The organism is Streptomyces sp. NPDC026589 (assembly GCF_040638385.1).
Classification (GTDB): domain Bacteria; phylum Actinomycetota; class Actinomycetes; order Streptomycetales; family Streptomycetaceae; genus Streptomyces.
Genome location: NZ_JBEZYG010000054.1, coordinates 1 through 17,379 on the forward strand (window position 1 = coordinate 1; position 17,379 = coordinate 17,379).

The window sequence follows — 17,379 nt, forward strand, 5'->3', positions numbered from 1 at the left end:
ACACGCACCACCCCGCGCCACCGCACCACCTGATGGAGCCCTCTCGACCGGTTCCCCGGGGTGCGGGCGAGCGGCCCAACAGAGCGCGGCCAGACGGGATCCGGCCCCTTCGCCTGTCACCAGAACCTCTCGGGTTGGTGGCAGACGAAGGGGCCCGAACCACGTACGGACACCCCCTACGCCTGAACCGTTCAGGCGCGCGAAGCCCTCAACCGCAGCGTGATGCAGGGGCTTCGGCATCCCACACACGCAGGAAGGAGCGCAGCATGACACCCACGACGAGCGGGGCCGCCCCGGCGTCGGGGCGCTTCACCCGCACCACGGTGCCGCCGGAGTCCCCGCTGGCACCGCCCGCCGTGATCCCGCAGGCCCTGGAAATCTGGGCGCCGGATCCCCCGACCTGGGGACAGCGCATGATCCCGAAGGGGGTCCGGTCCGCTATGGCTGACCTGGGGCTCTGGCAGGAGCCGCGCCCGCTGAAACCCTCGTTCCACCTGACCCAGGTGATCGAGGTCCTCATCCGCTACGGCTGGTGCCAGTCCTTCGATTTCTCCCCCACCGGACGCATGTGCATCAGGGGCGCCCAGACCTTTCTGGAATCCACCGGGCACGTGACCGCGATCGACCGGGGAAAGGCCGTGAATTACCTCCAGACCCAACTGTCCCGCCAAGGCGTGACCATGCAGTTCTGGGCATGGAACGATCTCTCCCACAACACCTTCCGGGGTGTGGAGGCTACGATTTCCGCAGCCTCTGACATGGCACGAAAGAACGGAGACTGAAATGACACCGGAAGAAGAGAGAGCTTTCGAAGGAATTCAGGCCGGAATGGCGGCCGGAATGAACTTCGGAAACAGTAATCCGGACACCTCTCCGTACGCCGATGAAGGGCCGTACGGCACCCCGGTGGAAAAGCACAAGAAGACCGGCCTGACCCGCCGTGGAAAGGTTGCTGTCGCGGTGGCGTCGGTCGCGATCGTCGGCAGCGGGACCATCTGGTTCCAGGTCCATTCCGCAACTGTCGCGAAGGACGAGAAGGAGGCCGCTGCCCTCCAGCTCCAGATGAAGCGGCTGGAGCTGGAGGAAATGAAGATCCGGAACGACAAGGCGGTCGCCGACATGGAGGCCGCGTCCAGCTCCGCCGCCAAGGTCCAGGCGGCCCTGGACCAGTGCGTGAAGGACACCTTCGCCGTGGTCCACAAGAAGTACGGCACGCCGTCGAAGAGCGCGGTCGTGGCGGACTGCAAGCACCAGCACGAGACCGCCGACGGCTCCGACATGGCGGCCGCCGGCAGTGCCCGTGACACCGGTGGCGAAGCGGGCGCGGGAGACGGCGGCGGGGTCAACTCCCCCGCCCTTCTCGGTCTCGTCGCCGGCGGCGCCCTGGCCCTCGCGGTGTTCGCACGCAAGGGCAAGAAGGCCGACGACTAGTCACTCACGGTGATTACTTACTCCTTCCTCCTGGCGGAGAACTCCGTATCCAGATCCTCACGGGGCGTCTGAACGGCTGTTCTCCGCTGGGAGGTAAGGAGTGAGGAACCATCGATGGTCACGGAAAGTGAGGAAAGATGGCGACCGATACGGCGCCCCCGGTGCCCGCAGGACCTTCTGATTCGCCCGCCCCGGCCGCCGCCGGCAGCGTTTCGGCACCCGCCGGAGACACCGGCATCATGGCCGCCCTGATGGCTGCGGTGGAACCGGCCCGGCCCGTCACCGCGCCCGGGGCCGGGGCCCGGCCGGAGGGTGACGACCCGGCCGCGAAGGCGGACCCCGACGGCGCGGTGGACCGCTCCTCCCCCGGTTACACCAGCGCGGTCAAGGCGCCGGAGGACCTCGTCGGCGCCGACTCCGATGCGGCCGGTGCCCGCCACAAGGAGGGCGTGATCAAAACGCTGCTCCGTGCAGGTGCGACCCGCTGGGCGAAAGGCGGCGGAGCGGCCAACAAGCGGCTCGACGTGGCAAAGGCCCAGGCTGCCGCACATCAGGTGAAGGAAACCAGGACCACCACGGTCATGAAGTCTTCCGGAATCCCCACCCGAAGCAGTTCCGGAGGGACCGGGGGTGGGGGTCAGAGATCTACCGGGAAAAATGCTGGTGGTTCGGGTAGGAATTCCGGCGGAAACGGCTCCGTAGGTGCCGGGCGTGGCGGAAGCGGTGCCGGGCCCGGAGGTGCAGGTCGAGGTTCTTCCGGATCCAATGGCGGCAACGGCTCCGGCGGTCATGGCTCTTCCGGTTCGAACAATGGCGGCGAATCCGGAAAGGGTCGAGGTTCCGGCGGCAATTCCGGCGGTAATTCCGGCGGTGCTGCGCCCAAGAATTCCGGCGCTCGAAAGCCGGACGAATCGGCGGGCAAGGGAAAGGGGGGCGGTTCCGCAGGGAATTCCGGAGTCGGCGGAAAGGATGGGGGAAACGGAAAGCCCGGGGCTTCCGGAACCGGCGGCGGATCGGGATCGGGCGGCTCGTCCGGCGGCCGCTCCCCCGACTCGAAGACCAAGGACGGCAAGGACCAGGGCCCGAAGGACGGCACGGGCAAGGGTCCGAAGGGCGGCCCGAAGGCCGACCTGGAGAAGCGCGGCGGCAGCGGTCCGGGGTCGGGCTCCGCGGGGAGCGGCGGTAAGTCCGGCTCCAGCGGCGGCACCGGCACGAGCGGCAAGGACGGCAAGGGAGGCTCCGCCGGCAGCAGCGCGACCGGTACGGAGAGTAGGACTCCGCTCCAGCGGTCGCGGGAGACGGGGCACGGCGACGGTGCCGCGGTCCGGAACGTGGTCGACCACGTGCAGGCGTACGCGAAGGGCGCGAAGGACGGCTACCGGGACAAGCGTGAGGAGAACGGCAAGGAGCACGCCCGTCTCGACAAGGCCCACGAGCAGCACAGGGCGAAGCAGCAGGACCCGAAGAAGGACGATCCGCAGCAGCAGGGGACGAAGGTCGCCGGACCCGATGGTCAGACGCTCGTCATTGCCCCGCCGGATGAGAAGGACGACGGCATGAGCACCGACGTGAAGCCCCTCCTGGTCAAGGAGATCGACACCAACACGCTGACCCTGGGCACGGAGGGCGCAGCGGGGTCGATCAGCCGGAAGGAGCTGCGGAACTTCAAGCAGTACGAACGGAAGCTGGAGGCCAAGGAGAACCACCTCGTGAAGGTGGCCGACGCGTGCAAGTCGCTGGAGGCCGCCGCGGAGGACGAGTCGAGGGACTGCCAGCAGCTCGCCGAGCAGGCGAAGGCCGTCAAAGGCGGGGAGAAGCTCGCCGCGAAGCTGTCGCGGCTCGCCGACAGCGCGAAGGCCCAGGCGACGGAGGCCGCCGAGCTCCGCAAGCGCGCGCAGCGGGCGGCGGAGATGTGCCGGGTCGTCCTGACCAACATCAACACGCGGTACGCGCCGCTGTACAAGGCCGTGGTGGACAGCGACGAGACGAAGCCCGCCGAGCTCCGCTTCTACAACGACAAGGGGTCCTACGCGACCGCCGCGTAGGACCGGAAGGAGAGCTGATCATGGCGGAGTTGACGTACAAGGCCCTCGTCCGGAAGACCGAGGCCAAGGAGAAGGCCCTGGCCCGCAACGCCGAGGGCGTCAAGAAGGCCGCGGAGAACATCAAGGAGCTGGCCGACGACACCGCCTCCGACGCCGACGCGCTCGGCGCCAAGAGCGTCGACCGCGACTCCCTGTCCGAGTGCCAGGAACTCGCGAAGATCATCCGCGGGGTGTCGGACGGCGCGATCACCTACGCGTCGAAGACCGCCGACACCGCGAAGGCCGCGAAAGCAGCAGGCGACCAGGCCCGCACCACCCACGCCGGGTTCCAGGAAGCGTTCGACCGCTCCAACGTGACCGACCTGGAGAAGGTGTCGCGCGACTGGTTCGAGCAGGAATAGCACCACCCATCACCGGCGCGGCCGGCCCCCGGGGATCGCACCCCGGTGGGCCGGCCGCGCCCTTGTGCACCACCCAGAACTCAGACAGGAGACTCCCTCATGTCCACGCCCACCCTCACCAGGACGGTGCCGAACGCGGAGCCGGCGGAGCGGGCCGCCGCAGCACTCCAGATCGCTCTCCCCGTCGGGGTGGGCCTCCTCGCCCCCCTCCTCGACCCGAGCGCGGCAGCCTACGCCGGAGCCGGGTTCCTGGCCGGTGCCACGTTCACCGGCGCCAACTACATGAACCGCCTGGGCCGCTGGGCCTCCCAGCTCCCCGGGATCGACATCGCCCGGGCGCACCGCGACACCCTGGGGATCTCAACGATCACCACCGGGATGAGCCTGGCCCTGGGGCAGCTGGGCGGCGCCGACGCGTCCGAAGCGCTGATGGCCGGATTCCTCGAACCGGTCACCGTTCCCGGGATCCTGTCGCTGGGATGGTGGGCCGCGGTCGGCTTCACCGGCTGGCGCCTGCGCCGCGTCTTCGGCCACCGCACGGTCGCGGTCCCGGGGCAGGCGGCACCGGCCGTATCCGGGCCGGCGAACACCGGTGACCTGGCCCCGGTGTCGCTCGCCGACAAGATGATCGCGGCCTGGGGCCGTGTCATCAGCGACCCGAAGACGGGACGCCACCGCAACCAGATCCTCTCCGACGTCGTGATCTACCCGGACCGCTGGGAGGGGCGGATCACCGCCGCCCTGGGCGACTCCGTGAACGTGTCGAAGGAGTCGGTCTCCAGCCTCTTCCACCGCCCGGCCGAGCAGATCGACATGAAGTTCGGCGCGCACTCCGGAGAGGCCCACATCACCGTCTGGTACACCCAGCGCGCCGAGCTCGACCCCTCCACCCTCGAAGGCGCCTGGAAGCGCGTCCGGGCCCGGATCCTCCCGAAGACCCACCTGGAAGAGGTCGGCAAGGACGAGCACACCGGCGGCCAGGTCGCACGCGTCGTCGCCGACGACGACCTCGACGCACTCCCCCGCGTCGTCAACCTCGGGGAACTCGCCGGCGCGCTGCGCCGTTCCATCGACCTCGTCTCCTACGAGCCGGGACGGCGCGACCCGCGTCGCGCGATCATCCGCGTCATGGACCACAACCCGCTGGAGAACGGCCACGACTTCCCCGGCCTGGACTCCCTGGTCGCCACCCCAGGCGGCTGGGTCAGCATCGGGAAGATCGCCTCCGGCTTTCCGGCGCGCATCCAGCTGTTCGACCCGAAACTCGGCGCCCTCCACGTCGTGATCGCCGGTACGACCGGCTCCGGCAAGGGCGGCACCGCCCAGATGATCAGCCTCGCCTACCACGCGAACAGGATGGCCCAGATCTACGGCGATCCGAAGGGTGCCAGCAACCCTGCGATCCCGAAGATGGCCGCCTACAGCGGCCTGACACAGCACGGCGCCCTCGGGGCCATGCGGCTGTCCTGGTGGGTCCTCCAGCACCGGATCGAGGAGGCCGCCCACCTGGAGCTGAAGAACTTCGTCCCCTCCGCGATGCGCCCGTACTGCGCGACCATCCTGGACGAAGCCGCCCAGATGCTGGCCCCGGGCGCACCGAACCGCAAAGAGGCCGTGAAGATCGTCAAGGACGGTGCCTCCCTGACCCGATCCCTGGGCATGCCCTGGGTCCTGATGAACCAGACCGTCAACCTCGACCAGCTCGGCAGCGAGCAGGCGATCCGCGCGAACCTCCTGGCCGGCGGGACCTGGATCATCCTGCGCACCGACAGCGACCAGGTGAACCTCGGCGACCTCCCGCCGGGCTTCGAAGGCCTGAACCCCTCCCTCATCCCGGCGGTATGGGCGGAAGAGGACGACTCACTGGTCTACGACCCGACCGTCGAGGAGTCCGACCCGCGCCGCACCTTCGGTCTCGGCTACGTCGCCGCACCGGGCGGCCGCGCGGGCATGATGCGGATCGACAACCTGGAGGACGCCACCGAGCACATCTGCCCGGAGAACGTCATGGCCCCGGTCGACGTGCCGTGGTGGGGCGACGAGGCGTACATGGAGGAACTGGCCCAGACCCCCATCCCTGGCTTCGAGGAGAAGGACGGCGAAGGCGGGACACAAGAGGCGGGGACCTCGTTCCCCGGCGTCGACCTCCCGAAGCCCAGGGAGCGGACGTCGGAGGAGAAGGTCCTGGCCGCACTGCGAGACGAGTCCGACCCCCTGTACGTGGACATGGTCGACGAGGGCGACGAGATCGCCCCCGACGACATCGACTACGTCGAGCGCGGCCACCTGCTGGCCGCCTCCGGGGTGCCGGAGTCGACCTTCGCCAACGTGCTCAACAAGCTGGAGAAGAAGGGGCAGATCCACCGGATCAAGGACGGGAAGCTCTCGAAGGTCGCCCTGGGCAGCCGCCCGGACGAGACCGGCGACGAAGCGCCCTGACCGCTGGTCACGCAGCCACGACCCGGCCACCGGCCACACCCCACGCCCCGCCGTCGCTCTTCGCCGGTGGGGCGCAGCACTGCCCGCCACCAACTAGCTGGAGGCCCCACCGTGCTCATGCCCCGCCCGCGCCGCCGGATCGGCCGTCCTCGTCCGCAGCGCCCCGGCACCCGCTACCCGCTTCCCCAGCGCCGGCTTCCCGGTACCTGGAGCCGGTGATGCCGCGCACCCGCCGCAAGTGCCGCCGCGAGGTGACGCGGGTGCCCCGCAGCGACGCGATGCTCCCCGAGTACGACCGCGGCACCGTGCCCGAGGGCCTCGTCACACGGCGTGCTCTGCGGGATATGGGGCTGAGCCCCGGCGACAACAAGGGCCCGGTCGCGATCCTGCGGTGCCGCCTGTGCGCCACACGCCCGAACTGGTCCTGCCGCCACCCCACACGGGGCTTCCTGCTCCGGGTCGACCTGGCCCGCCCCAAGCGGATCCCGACGCTCGCTCAGGAGCTGGCGCTGGACCGCGCGATGGCCGCCAGGAGCACCTGCTCCCGGTGCTCGCGCCGGTACTACTACTGCCTCCCCTTGCACACCGTGGGCTCCTGCGACCCCTGCGCCCAGGGATACGAGCCCACCCCCGGCACCTACGTACACACCACCACCACGCCGGTCACCCACCGGCTCGCCGCCTGACCAACGAACCCTCAAAGGAGATCACCATGGCTCTGTTCACCCGCACCCACCCTGTCCCCGTCTCCGCTCCCGTCCCCGGCCCGGAGACCTGGACCCCGGAAGGAACGCTCGTCTCCCAGCGCTACCGGGCGCTGGAGGGCGCGACCGTCCTCGTCTACACCGCCGACGCCGACCGGGGCACCGCGTACTACGCAGCCGTGTGCCTTGGCTGCACCTACCGCGCGGACCAGAACGCCGGCCATAACCCGATGTCGGAGGCGGAGGCCGCCAAGGTCGCCAACGAGCACGCCACGGTCTGCCGGGCGATGCCGCGTGGTGTGCCCGCCCGGCCCGAGGACCCCGAGGCCGTCGAACTCGTCCGCTCCCGGCTGTGGCGCCACCGCTACGGCAAGGCACCGCGCACGGTGCACCTCGCCGACTTCAACGCGCTGCGCGTCGACCTCCAGCGCTCCACCCACTGGATCAAGGCGCTGCTGGAGTCCCTCGCGCAGGCCGAACCCGGCTTCCTCACCGCGGCGCCCACCAGCTCCGGGCAGGGCACCCGCTTCACCGTCCAGCCCTTCGGCCGGCCCTGACCGTGCGCGCCCGAACCGCCCTGCTGGTCGCGGCCGCCGTGCCCGTCACGGTCGTCGCGGCCGCCGCCGTCCTCAAGGCCAGCCACTGGAAGCTGTACGCCGACCGGCACCGTATCCACCTCACGCCCGTCGCCCGCCGCTCCTGCCCCGACTGCCGGGGTGCGGGCGGCTGGTGGGTCGACGGGCCGTACCCGGAGACGGAGGCGTGCGGCTGCTGGTCCGAGCGGCGCGAGCTCCGCATCCGGCTCCTGCCCGTCCCGGCCTGGCCGGACGAGGAACCGTTCTGAACACCTCCGCCCCGGCCACACAGGCCGGGGCGGAGACGCACACGGGGACGGCCGCAGCATCGGCAAAGAGGCTGGCCGCCCCGCACCCCTTCACCCGTATCCGAGATCAGGAGACCCACCAGCATGCCCCACCGCCTCACCACCGAGCGCCTGGCCCTCTTCGCTACCCTCCTGGCGACTTTCGGTGAACTGCATCCCGCCTGCGACCACTGGGCCCAGGGCAGCAAGACCGCGTCCCGGAAGCGGCTGTACGGCGAGGACCTGGTCCACGCCGACGGCACCCCCGCCGCGCCGGACTCCACCCGGCCGACCATGACCACCAGCGAGCTGGGTCGTCGCGCGGTCGCCTGCCATGTCGCCTCGTATACCGCCGTGCAGCTGGCCGCGACGATCGGCGTCACACGGGCGTTCGGCTACCGGGTCACCCCGGCCGCCCTGCTCGCCGGTGCGGCCATCAACGCCGGAACTCACGCCGCGATCGACCGCGGCGCCGTTCTTCTGTGGCTGGCGAAGAAGACCAAGAAGACCGGCTACATCGAGCACTGCCAGGCCGTCCGCCTCGACGACGACGGCAACGTCACCCGGGAGGTGAACGGACCGGGCACCGCGTGGATGGAGCTGGACGCGGCACTCCACCGCGCTATCGGGATCGGCGCGGCCGCCGTCACTACCTGGCTCACCACCCGCCCCGGTGCCCGCTGACATGGCGAGCGAGAAGGCGACGAATCCGCCTCGCAGGGAGTGCCGGCCCGGCTCAGCCCGTACGTCCTCGACGCGCTGCGCCGCGTCCGCCTCGATGCCGCGTCGGCCGTCGCCGCCTGACTCAACTGACGGAGGAACCAACATGAGCAAGACCACCGCGACCTTCGCGACCGTCGGGGCCGTCCCCGCCGCGCTGCGCGCCTGGTCGGTGAGCTGGCCGCAGTACACGCCCACCGACGTCACTCCCGCCGCGCTGCTCCCCGCGGCTCTGGCCCACCACGTGCCCGACTGGGCCGAGGCCGCACCCAGCCCGACCGACGTACGCGACTGGGACCGCCGCCAGGCCGACGCGCTCGTCCCTTACCAGCTCGACGGGCAGGGCCGGCCGCTGAACCCGCACGGGCGCACCGGCCGCACCGGCCGGAATCTCGGCAAGTGGGGCGAGAACGCCGCCGCTGACCCGATCGTCGTCGCGGGCACCGGCCGACAGCGCCAGGTGCTGCTGATCACCCGCGACGACATCCACGTGGAGGCCATCCCCGGCGGAATGGTCGATCCCGGCGAGACCGCCCCGGCCGCCCTCATTCGCGAGCTACGCGAGGAAACCGGCGTCGACCTCTCCGACCACGTGCCGGAGCTCCTCGGTCGGCAGCTTGTGGACGACTGGCGAAACACGGATTACGCCTGGGTCTCATCCACGAGCGCGCTCTACCAGCTGCCCGCCACCGTGACCGCGACCGCCGGTGACGACGCCCTCGAAGCGAACTGGTGGCCGTTCAGCTCCCTCAACGCCCTCGACACGGCGGTCACCACCGCCGGACGCACCCTGTACGCCGCGCACCGGCCCCTGCTGCAGCGGGCCCTCGACCACCTCGACCAGGCAGCGGCCATCGCGCCCATCACCTCGATCGCTCAACTCGTCGACCGGTACGCCGCGAGCCTCGCCTTCCTCACCGAAGAGCCCCTCGCCGAGACCGGGGCCGACTTCATCGACCAGCTCCGCGAAGCCGAAGACCGCCTCGACCGCGTCAGCATCCCGGGAGCCGAGGCCCTGGGCGCCGCCGCCGGGCTGCTCGACCAGGCGCTCGACCTGGAGCTGGACGGCGGCACGCAGCTGGAGCAGCGGGTGTTCGTCGTCCGCGCCGCGGATCTGCTGCACCAGCTCGCGGACATGACTGCCGACTACCGCGCCATGGTCTGACCCTCGACCACCCCGGCACCCGTTGTCACCCAGGAAGGACCCCACATGAGCATCAGGATCACGAACACCTTCGGCACCGCGCACAACGTCAGCGAGACCAACCCGGCCCACGTCACGAGCTGCGATGCCTACCGACTGCCCCTGGTCGGCACCATCGTCCCCGGCAGCCCCGGCTACGAGGACATGGTCAGCATGCTGAGGGACAACGGCCACGACACCCGCCCCGAGGGATACGGCCTGATCTTCCTGGAGTCCGAGGAGTTCAGCGCGACCTACTTCGGGTCCATCGCGCAGATCGAGCAGTACAAGCGCGAGAACACCGACGGCAAGGCGACCTTCGACGCCTCACAGGGCGTCATGTACGCGAAGTGGCCTCAGGGCAAGGGCTGGGACGACTACCTCCCCCACACCTTCTGGAACGCGGCCGCGCGCGGGGCGATCGCGGACGGCGTCGGGCTCGTCACCGCCTTCGCCCACAACGAGGCCCCCGGCGCCGAGGTCATCGTCTACGAGTTCGAAGGCAAGTGGCTGCCCGACAGCAACCCCACGCAGATGATCACCTACCACTGCACCGCCTGCCACCAGGACACCTTCCACGACAGCGGGCACGTCCACGAGAACACCGGCCCCACCAGCCGCCGCTGGACCGCCCGCCAGGCCCGCCAGCACATCAGCAGCGCCGCCCAGAACGGTGTCGGCGGGACGAACAGCGCCTGCCGCCCCAACAACGGCGAGATGCTGCGCGTCGTGAACGCGGTCGCCCGCGACATGTGGGGCACCACGGGCAACGCCCTCCCGGACACCGACGACGCGTACTGCGCCACCAAGGGCCCCTGCTCGATCGTCCGGGAACTCCGCGCCGGAGTCCGCCCGCCCGTCTACCGCAGCTGACCGCCGAGCCGCCCCGACGACCAGGCCCGCACCGAACTGCGCGGCCTGGTCGCCCGAGCAGCCCAGCACCGCGAAGCCGAACAGACGAGACGACCGCCGAGTACCGACCTGAGCTCCACCGCTCGCGGCCGCGTCACGACATCGCGGCCGCCCCCTTTCCCCGGAAGGCACCATGATCCCCCTGCCCCTCCCCGCCGGCGCGCTCTGTGCGCTCATCGGCCCGCCGGGCTCCGGCAAGTCCACCTTCGCCCGCAAGCACTTCAAGCCCACCGAGATCGTCTCCTCGGATTTCTGCCGCAGCCTCGTCGCCGACGACGAGAACGACCAGAGCGCCACCGGCGACGCCTTCGACCTGCTGCACAACATCGCCGACAAGCGCCTGAAACGCGGGCGGCTCACCGTCATCGACGCGACCAACCTCCGCACCCCCGACCGGCCCTGGCTCCTCTCCCGCGCCCGCCACTGGCAGCGCCCGACCGTAGCCGTGCTGTTCGACGCGCCGCTCGCAACCGTCCAGGCGCAGAACGCCGGCCGGGACCGCGTTGTCCCCAGCCGCGTGGTGCGCGGGTTCCACAGCCTGCTCCCCACCACCGCTCAACTGCACGACGAGGGTTGGGACACAGTCCACCTCGCCTCCGCCCTCAGCACCAGGCCCAACAGCCCCAACGTTCGATGACCGCCCTCGACATCGGCACCCGCGAGAATCCCGTCGCGACCACCCCCGACACCGTGCCTCGCGGCTGCCAGTGGTTCACCGACCCCGACGGCATCCTCTGCCTCTCCCCCGGCTGCATGGCCCGGATTCAGGACCCCGACGCACAGTGCCTGTGCGACACGCTCGCCGCCCGCCTCGACCTGCTCACCGAGAAGCTGCGGAACCTGGAAGAGCGGCAGAGGCACGCGGATGCGTGGTGGCACGCACTGAGCAGCGTCGTACGAGACCACCCCGACGAACAGGCGATCCTCGCCGAGACCCGCGCCCGAACCGGCGCTGATCCACGGCCGCACCACCGCCACACCTGACGCCATCAGCACACAAAGCGCTCGGGACCGCCGAGGCAACGGCGGTCCCGAGCTGAACCCACCCGTGCATGAGACGAGAGGGACACCTCAGTATGAACCCCACCGTGCGCTTACCGGACCGGACCGGCCCTCGCACCCTCCTCATCGCCGCCGCCCTGCCGCTGACCGGCTGGGCGCTCCACGCCGCCGCCCTGCACAAGCGGCTGGCCGCGACGAAACGCGACCCGCTCACCGGGCTGCTGCGCCGCGACGCCTACACCGCCCGCGCCCAACGCCTCCTCGCCCGCCACGGCGACACCACAGCCGTCATCATGATCGACGCCGACGATTTCAAAGCCGTAAATGACACCCTGGGCCATGCGGCGGGCGACACCGTGCTCGCCGCGTTCGGCAGCCGGCTCACCACCTGGGCGGGCCCCCGCGCCGCTGTAGGCCGCCTCGGAGGCGACGAGTTCGCCGTCGTCCTGGAACTGAACGCCGACCGACGCGAGCGGCGCCTGAAGCAGCTGGTCCGGATGCTGCACACCCCGGTCGTCCTGGACGACGGGCACACGGTCGACGTCGCCGCCTCGGTCGGCGCCGCAACCCCGGACGTGCTCTGCACCCGCGACCTGTCCCGCCTGCAGAGAGCCGCCGACGCAGCGCTGTACGAGGGCAAGCACTCCGGCCACCCGGTCCTCGCCACCCTCGCGCACACCACCGTCGCGTCCATCAACGGCCGCCGGGCCGGCCGCCCGGGAACCACCGTGTGGGGGCGAGCCGCATGAGCGTCGCACCCCTTCCCGAAGGCGACTGGATCCGCGGCATCAGCATCAAGCAGCCCTGGACGGCCGCGATCCTGACCGGGGCCAAGACCATCGAGAACCGTACCCGGCCGTGGCGGACCAGCTGGGTGCTTCTGCACGCGAGCCAGCAGATCGACCGCCCCGCACTGCGCTTCCCGCTGGTCGCCCGTACGATTCGCGACCGCCAGTTGCTCACCGGCGCGGTGGTCGGCGTCGCCCGGATCACCAACTGCCACCAGGTCCCCGAAGGATCCCCGCCCTGTTCCCCCTGGGCGCACGTGGGTGCCTGGCACCTTGAGCTCGCCGACGTCCAAGAGCTGCCGCTGCCCGTCCCCGCACGCGGACAGCTCGGGCCCTGGCGGCCCACCGAGGATCTTGTCGACCAGGTCCTACAGCAGCTGCCGTACCTGCGGCCGTGACCCGCGCCCGCAGCAGGAAGCAGCCGTCGAGCCCGGGCTGATCCCCGCGCCCGGCGATCTGCTCGAAGACCGGCAGCGCCGAACTCACGAAGGTGATCCGGTCACCTCACCACGAACCCGCCCCGAGTCGTGACCCCGTACGAAATCCCGCGGTGAGCGAACCGGTGCCGCACCCCGGTTCGCTCAGCGCACGCACCCACAGCCACCAGAACGCAACCCCCGCGACCCCACTCCTGAACTCCTCCCCCGGAGGTCCCTCATGAGCAGCAGCCGCCAGGACCACGCCTATCCCGAACCCGCAGCCCACCCGAACTGGTCCAGCCGCCACCACGAGCCCCGGCCCCTCACCCCGGCCCAGCAGAAGCAGAACCGAGACGCCCTCCTACGCGCCCAGCACACCCCCCGCGCCCGCCACACCCGCAACGCCACCGCGAAGGCCGCCCGATGAACCCCATCACCCTCGACGGATACCTCGACACGGCCCCGGAACCCGGCGCCCACCCCGCAGCCGCCCACTTCGACCTGATCCACCTCCCCGACCACCTGGACACCACCGACCCGGATTCCTGCGCGCAGGTCTTCGCGTGCACCACCGAAACCCCCGCAGCCACCGAGCTGATCCTGCACCAGGCTCAGCTCGGCGACCTCCTGCGCATCTCCGGCACCGTCACGGAGTCCGGCTCCCCCGGCACGCCCCCGCATCTGCGCGTCCACGCGATCGACGTCCTCGACACAGCGCCGCTCACCACCCTGAGAGCCACGGTGATGGAGCGCTACGGCACCTACGTCCTCGTGTTCGACGCCGACCGCGACGAGGTCCCCGTCTTCACCACCACCGGCCGCTGGGTCGGCGAAGCCGCCACCCCCGACACGATCGGCCAACTCATCCGCGCCTTCGAGAACACCAACCAGCCCTGAAGGCCACACCCTCCCCGCCTCGCCAGCCGGACACGACGCCCCGCCACCGCGCCCGACCCCAGACCAAGGACGCTCATGCTCACTTTCTTCAACCAGTTCCCCCAGCGGATCTCCGATGTCACCAGCCAACTCACCACCCAAGGCATCCCGCTCACCGCCCCCGCCACCCCAGCCTCCCCCTCGGACGCCGATGACCCGTGGGCCAGCAGCCGACCCACCCCGCCGCTCAACCGCACCACCCTGGCCTGGTGCACCGCAGCCCAGATGCTGAGCACCCACCATCGCACCCCCCTCAGCACTCAGGTCCTCTCCGCCGACGCCCTGATCCGCGAGCTCGGAGTCCGCGGCCTCGCCCAGCTCCACAGCGACTTACACCGCGGCGCACCCATCGACTACCGCTTCACCCGCTGCCCGTACTGCGCCGGCTGCGGCGAGCACCCCCTCCTCCCGGGCTGCGCGGAACTCGGCTGCCCCCCGCAGTACGAGTTCATCGACCACGACCACATCTGCCCGGTCTGCCGGGGGGAGAACTTCCAGCCCGAGTGGTTCGCCGAAGAACGCATCACTGAACTCGACCGACTGCTTGCTGATGCTCTCGGTCGTCGAGATGTGCCGGGCTTTTGGCTCAGGGTGAAAGGCCGTTACCGCATGAGGCTGGCAAGGCGAAGCTAGCTCAGCAGTAGATCGCAGGGTCCCGTACGTCCCAGCGCTGGGACGTACGGGACCGATTGCGTTTCGGAGAACGCAGTCTGGCTTCCCGCTCTCAAGGTGCGTCGGCTGAGCGCTTGTGTAGCGGAGGTGGCCGCACGGTCGAGGTATGCGGCCGGCAGGGGAGGGCCCCACGCCATTTCTGACGAAAAGCCACTTTCGGGATATAAGAGACCGGTAGGAAGGGGGTCCTGGCGGGTGAACTCGAAGGTGCTGGTGTGATCGCATAAGGCCTGGGCTGCAAGGCGGCCAGCGGGCCGCACAGGGATTCCTCGCTGCCTGGATCGTCGCGTGAGCGACATGGCAGCCTGAGATATTACGGCGTAATGAGGTACTCCTGACTGCGTTTCACTACAAAACTAACGCAGCGAGGGTGGAGTCGATCTCTGACGTTAGTAAGGTACGTGCATGACTTCGTCTGACTCAGGCGACCGCGAGAAGGTCGTCTCTAAGCTGCCCTCCGCCCTGCAGCAGGACCTGAAGGTCCGCGCCGCACAGCACGGCACCGACATCCAGCACGCCGTCGAAGCCGGGATCACCGCATGGCGCCGGCTCGGAGCGAACCTGCCAACGGCCGACACCGGAGGAGCCAAGCCATTTGCCACCTTCCTCCCACCCGGCCAGTGGGAGGAGTTTCGCGAGGCCTGCTCCTCCCGCGGTGTGTCGCTCATCCAGGGGCTCACGCAGTCCGTGCTGTTCTGGCTCGACACCAATCCGGCCCCCGGCGTCGTCCGACCGGAACACCCTAAGCGGATCATCATCTGCAACCAGAAAGGCGGCGTAGGCAAGACCGCTCTCGCCGCCGGCGTCGGTGAGGCCTTCGCCGAGGACAGCGACCAGCTGCACCTTGTGCGCATCTCCAAGCACTTCGCCGCCGCTCTCATCGAGCCCGATCAGAAAATGGCCTCCCCTCTCGACTACGAGGACCTTCCCGGGCTCGGGCTCCGCGTCCTCCTCGTCGACTTCGATCCCCAGTGCCACCTCACCAACCAACTCGGTCACGACCCGCTGCCCATCGAGGGCGACTCCCTCACCAAGCACATGGCGGGCGAGGCCAAGGGCGACCTCAGGGACCTCATCGTCGCCATTGAGGATCCGCGCTTCGGCAACCGCCTGCATCTGCTGCCCGCGTGCACCGACGCCTTCCTCCTCGACGTGAAGCTCTCCAGCGTTCGAGCCCGCGAAGTAGCCCTCGAACGCGTCCTCGGAACGGTGGAAGGCGACTACGACGTAGTCATCATCGACTGCCCCCCGAGCCTCGGCCTCAGCATGGACGCCGCCGCCTACTACGGACGCCGCCGCGACGGCGAAGCCCCCGGCAACTCCGGCATCCTCATCATCGTCCAGGCCGAAGACAGCTCCGCCGACGCGTACGGGCTGCTCACCGCGCAGGTCGAGGACCTGCGCGCCGACATGCACCTCGAACTCGACTACCTCGGCATCGTCGTCAACCACTACGACGCCCGCCGCGGCTACATCGCCACTTCCTCCCTCCAGTCATGGATCGACATAAAGGACCCACGGGTCGTCGGCGTCATCGGAGACCTCAAGGAGCAGAAGGAAGCCGTCCGCGTGAAGCGGCCCCTCCTCGCCTACGCCCCCCGCTGCGACCAGGCCGTAGGCATGCGTGCACTCACCCGGGAGATCTCGTGAGCAAAGCAGACACCCTGCGCGCGAGCGCGTCCTTCGGCCAAGCCAGGGGAGGCATCAGCGCACGTCGCGCCGCGATCGAAGCTGCCTCCACTGCCCCCACCGACGGAGCTCCCCCGCCGCTCAAGCTCCCTGTCGACGTCATCAGCCTGAACCCCGACAACCCCCGGGAGGAGCTGGGTGACCTGACCGACCTCGGAGCCAGCCTCCGAGACCACAAGCAGAAGACCGCCATCAGCATCATGAGCCGGTTCGCCTACGTGGAGGGCAACCCCGACCGGAAGAACGACCTGGAGGAGGGGACCAAATACGTCGTCATCGACGGTAACTCGCGCCTCGCCGCTGCACGCGAAGCAGGCCTCACCGAGATCAAGGTGATGCTGGACGACGAGCTCGGCAGCAACCCCGACGAGATCCTCGAATCCGCGTTCGTCGCGAACGTGCACCGCCAGGACCTCGACCCCCTCGACGAAGCGAAGGTCCTCCAGAGGCTCCTGGAGATCCACAAGACCCAGGAAGCCCTCGCCGCCCGCCTCCACCGGTCACAGGGATGGGTATCACAGCGCCTGGCGCTTCTCGGACTGACTCCGGAGCTCAAGAAGAAGCTCCAGTCCGGTGAGGAGTCCGCAGCACTCCTGCGGCGCGTAGGGAAGAAGAAGCCCGAAGAGCAAGAGGAACACCTCCGCCGTCTCAAGGAGAAGGAGCAACGAGCTCCACGGCAGAACGCGGCCCCGAAGCCGCCCGCTATCCCGGCCCCCACTCCCCCGGCCGGCTCCAACGTTCCGGGCAAACCGTCCAACGGATCCTCAAAGCCCCGCGAGGACGACGACACACCGCCTGCTGCTCAGCCCCGGCAGCAGGGCGAGATCCTCATGGATGCTGCCTTCGAGCAACTGGACGCGGAGCAGCGAAGCGCCTTCATCCTGCGCTACTTCCAGCGCAGCTCGGGGGTCGAGGCCGTCACAGCAGACATGCGGGGGAACCTCCATTCCGAGGCACGAACCTCGCTCGCAGACATCCTCCAGAAGGTTGCGGTCGGCCTTCGCGAGGAGGCGTAACGTCCGAGAGCGAAAGTAGCACCGGGAACAATTGGCGAGACGTAGTTGGCCGGCACCCACATCAGCCCGCTTCGTCAGGCGCATCCTGGCGGCGTCCGACCCGCAACTCACCCTCAAGGCCCGCCTGCGCTACGGCACCGCCACCGCCGAGCCCACGATG

General features: G+C 69.8%; 20 protein-coding genes. All 20 read left to right on the top strand.

Going from position 1 to position 17,379, the window contains the following annotated elements:
* Nucleotides 1-266: 266 nt before the first annotated feature.
* The 20 genes from AB0F29_RS41075 to AB0F29_RS41170 all read left to right on the top strand — a co-directional run bounded on the left by AB0F29_RS41075 (nt 267) and on the right by AB0F29_RS41170 (nt 17,219).
* Entirely contained in the window at nt 267-782 is a 516-nt protein-coding gene (locus tag AB0F29_RS41075; protein WP_361884005.1) for a hypothetical protein, read from the top strand.
* A 58-nt stretch (nt 783-840) separates the two neighbouring features.
* Nucleotides 841-1,431, top strand: coding sequence for a hypothetical protein (locus AB0F29_RS41080; protein WP_361884008.1), 591 nt, complete (start codon nt 841-843; stop codon nt 1,429-1,431).
* A gap of 1,331 nt (nt 1,432-2,762) precedes the next feature.
* Nucleotides 2,763-3,476, top strand: a complete 714-nt coding sequence (locus AB0F29_RS41085; RefSeq protein ID WP_361884011.1) for a hypothetical protein — start codon at nt 2,763-2,765, stop codon at nt 3,474-3,476.
* 20 nt (nt 3,477-3,496) lie between these two features.
* Entirely contained in the window at nt 3,497-3,877 is a 381-nt protein-coding gene (locus AB0F29_RS41090) for a hypothetical protein (RefSeq protein ID WP_361884014.1), read from the top strand.
* Nucleotides 3,878-3,976: 99 nt separating this feature from the next.
* A complete protein-coding gene (locus tag AB0F29_RS41095) occupies nt 3,977-6,316 on the top strand; it encodes a hypothetical protein (protein WP_361884016.1) in 2,340 nt (779 codons plus the stop codon).
* A gap of 218 nt (nt 6,317-6,534) precedes the next feature.
* Nucleotides 6,535-7,002 carry an RRQRL motif-containing zinc-binding protein gene (locus AB0F29_RS41100; RefSeq protein ID WP_361884019.1) on the top strand — a complete coding sequence of 156 codons (468 nt, stop codon included), beginning with the start codon at nt 6,535-6,537 and terminating at the stop codon, nt 7,000-7,002.
* A gap of 26 nt (nt 7,003-7,028) precedes the next feature.
* Entirely contained in the window at nt 7,029-7,577 is a 549-nt protein-coding gene (locus tag AB0F29_RS41105) for a hypothetical protein (protein ID WP_361884022.1), read from the top strand.
* A gap of 2 nt (nt 7,578-7,579) precedes the next feature.
* Nucleotides 7,580-7,864: a hypothetical protein gene (locus tag AB0F29_RS41110; protein WP_361884025.1), complete on the top strand. Its 285-nt coding sequence runs from the start codon at nt 7,580-7,582 to the stop codon at nt 7,862-7,864.
* 123 nt (nt 7,865-7,987) lie between these two features.
* On the top strand, nt 7,988-8,566 hold the full coding sequence (locus AB0F29_RS41115) for a hypothetical protein (RefSeq protein ID WP_361884028.1): 579 nt from the start codon (nt 7,988-7,990) through the stop codon (nt 8,564-8,566).
* 142 nt (nt 8,567-8,708) lie between these two features.
* Nucleotides 8,709-9,767 carry an NUDIX domain-containing protein gene (locus AB0F29_RS41120; RefSeq protein WP_361884030.1) on the top strand — a complete coding sequence of 353 codons (1,059 nt, stop codon included), beginning with the start codon at nt 8,709-8,711 and terminating at the stop codon, nt 9,765-9,767.
* A gap of 45 nt (nt 9,768-9,812) precedes the next feature.
* Nucleotides 9,813-10,658: a hypothetical protein gene (locus AB0F29_RS41125; protein WP_361884033.1), complete on the top strand. Its 846-nt coding sequence runs from the start codon at nt 9,813-9,815 to the stop codon at nt 10,656-10,658.
* A 172-nt stretch (nt 10,659-10,830) separates the two neighbouring features.
* Complete coding sequence (locus AB0F29_RS41130; RefSeq protein WP_361884036.1) at nt 10,831-11,334, top strand: AAA family ATPase; 504 nt, start codon at nt 10,831-10,833, stop codon at nt 11,332-11,334.
* Nucleotides 11,331-11,681, top strand: a complete 351-nt coding sequence (locus tag AB0F29_RS41135; RefSeq protein ID WP_361884039.1) for a hypothetical protein — start codon at nt 11,331-11,333, stop codon at nt 11,679-11,681. Before AB0F29_RS41130 ends, AB0F29_RS41135 begins: the two co-directional genes overlap by 4 nt.
* Before the next feature lie 92 nt (nt 11,682-11,773).
* Nucleotides 11,774-12,448, top strand: coding sequence for a GGDEF domain-containing protein (locus AB0F29_RS41140; RefSeq protein WP_361884042.1), 675 nt, complete (start codon nt 11,774-11,776; stop codon nt 12,446-12,448).
* Complete coding sequence (locus AB0F29_RS41145; protein ID WP_361884045.1) at nt 12,445-12,885, top strand: hypothetical protein; 441 nt, start codon at nt 12,445-12,447, stop codon at nt 12,883-12,885. Before AB0F29_RS41140 ends, AB0F29_RS41145 begins: the two co-directional genes overlap by 4 nt.
* A gap of 259 nt (nt 12,886-13,144) precedes the next feature.
* A complete protein-coding gene (locus AB0F29_RS41150) occupies nt 13,145-13,333 on the top strand; it encodes a hypothetical protein (RefSeq protein WP_361884048.1) in 189 nt (62 codons plus the stop codon).
* Complete coding sequence (locus AB0F29_RS41155; protein ID WP_361884051.1) at nt 13,330-13,803, top strand: hypothetical protein; 474 nt, start codon at nt 13,330-13,332, stop codon at nt 13,801-13,803. Before AB0F29_RS41150 ends, AB0F29_RS41155 begins: the two co-directional genes overlap by 4 nt.
* A 75-nt stretch (nt 13,804-13,878) precedes the next feature.
* A complete protein-coding gene (locus AB0F29_RS41160; protein ID WP_361884054.1) occupies nt 13,879-14,475 on the top strand; it encodes a hypothetical protein in 597 nt (198 codons plus the stop codon).
* Between the two features lie 444 nt (nt 14,476-14,919).
* Nucleotides 14,920-16,164, top strand: a complete 1,245-nt coding sequence (locus tag AB0F29_RS41165) for a ParA family protein (RefSeq protein ID WP_361884057.1) — start codon at nt 14,920-14,922, stop codon at nt 16,162-16,164.
* Nucleotides 16,161-17,219, top strand: coding sequence for a ParB/RepB/Spo0J family partition protein (locus tag AB0F29_RS41170; RefSeq protein WP_361884060.1), 1,059 nt, complete (start codon nt 16,161-16,163; stop codon nt 17,217-17,219). Before AB0F29_RS41165 ends, AB0F29_RS41170 begins: the two co-directional genes overlap by 4 nt.
* The last annotated feature ends 160 nt before the right edge of the window (nt 17,220-17,379 follow it).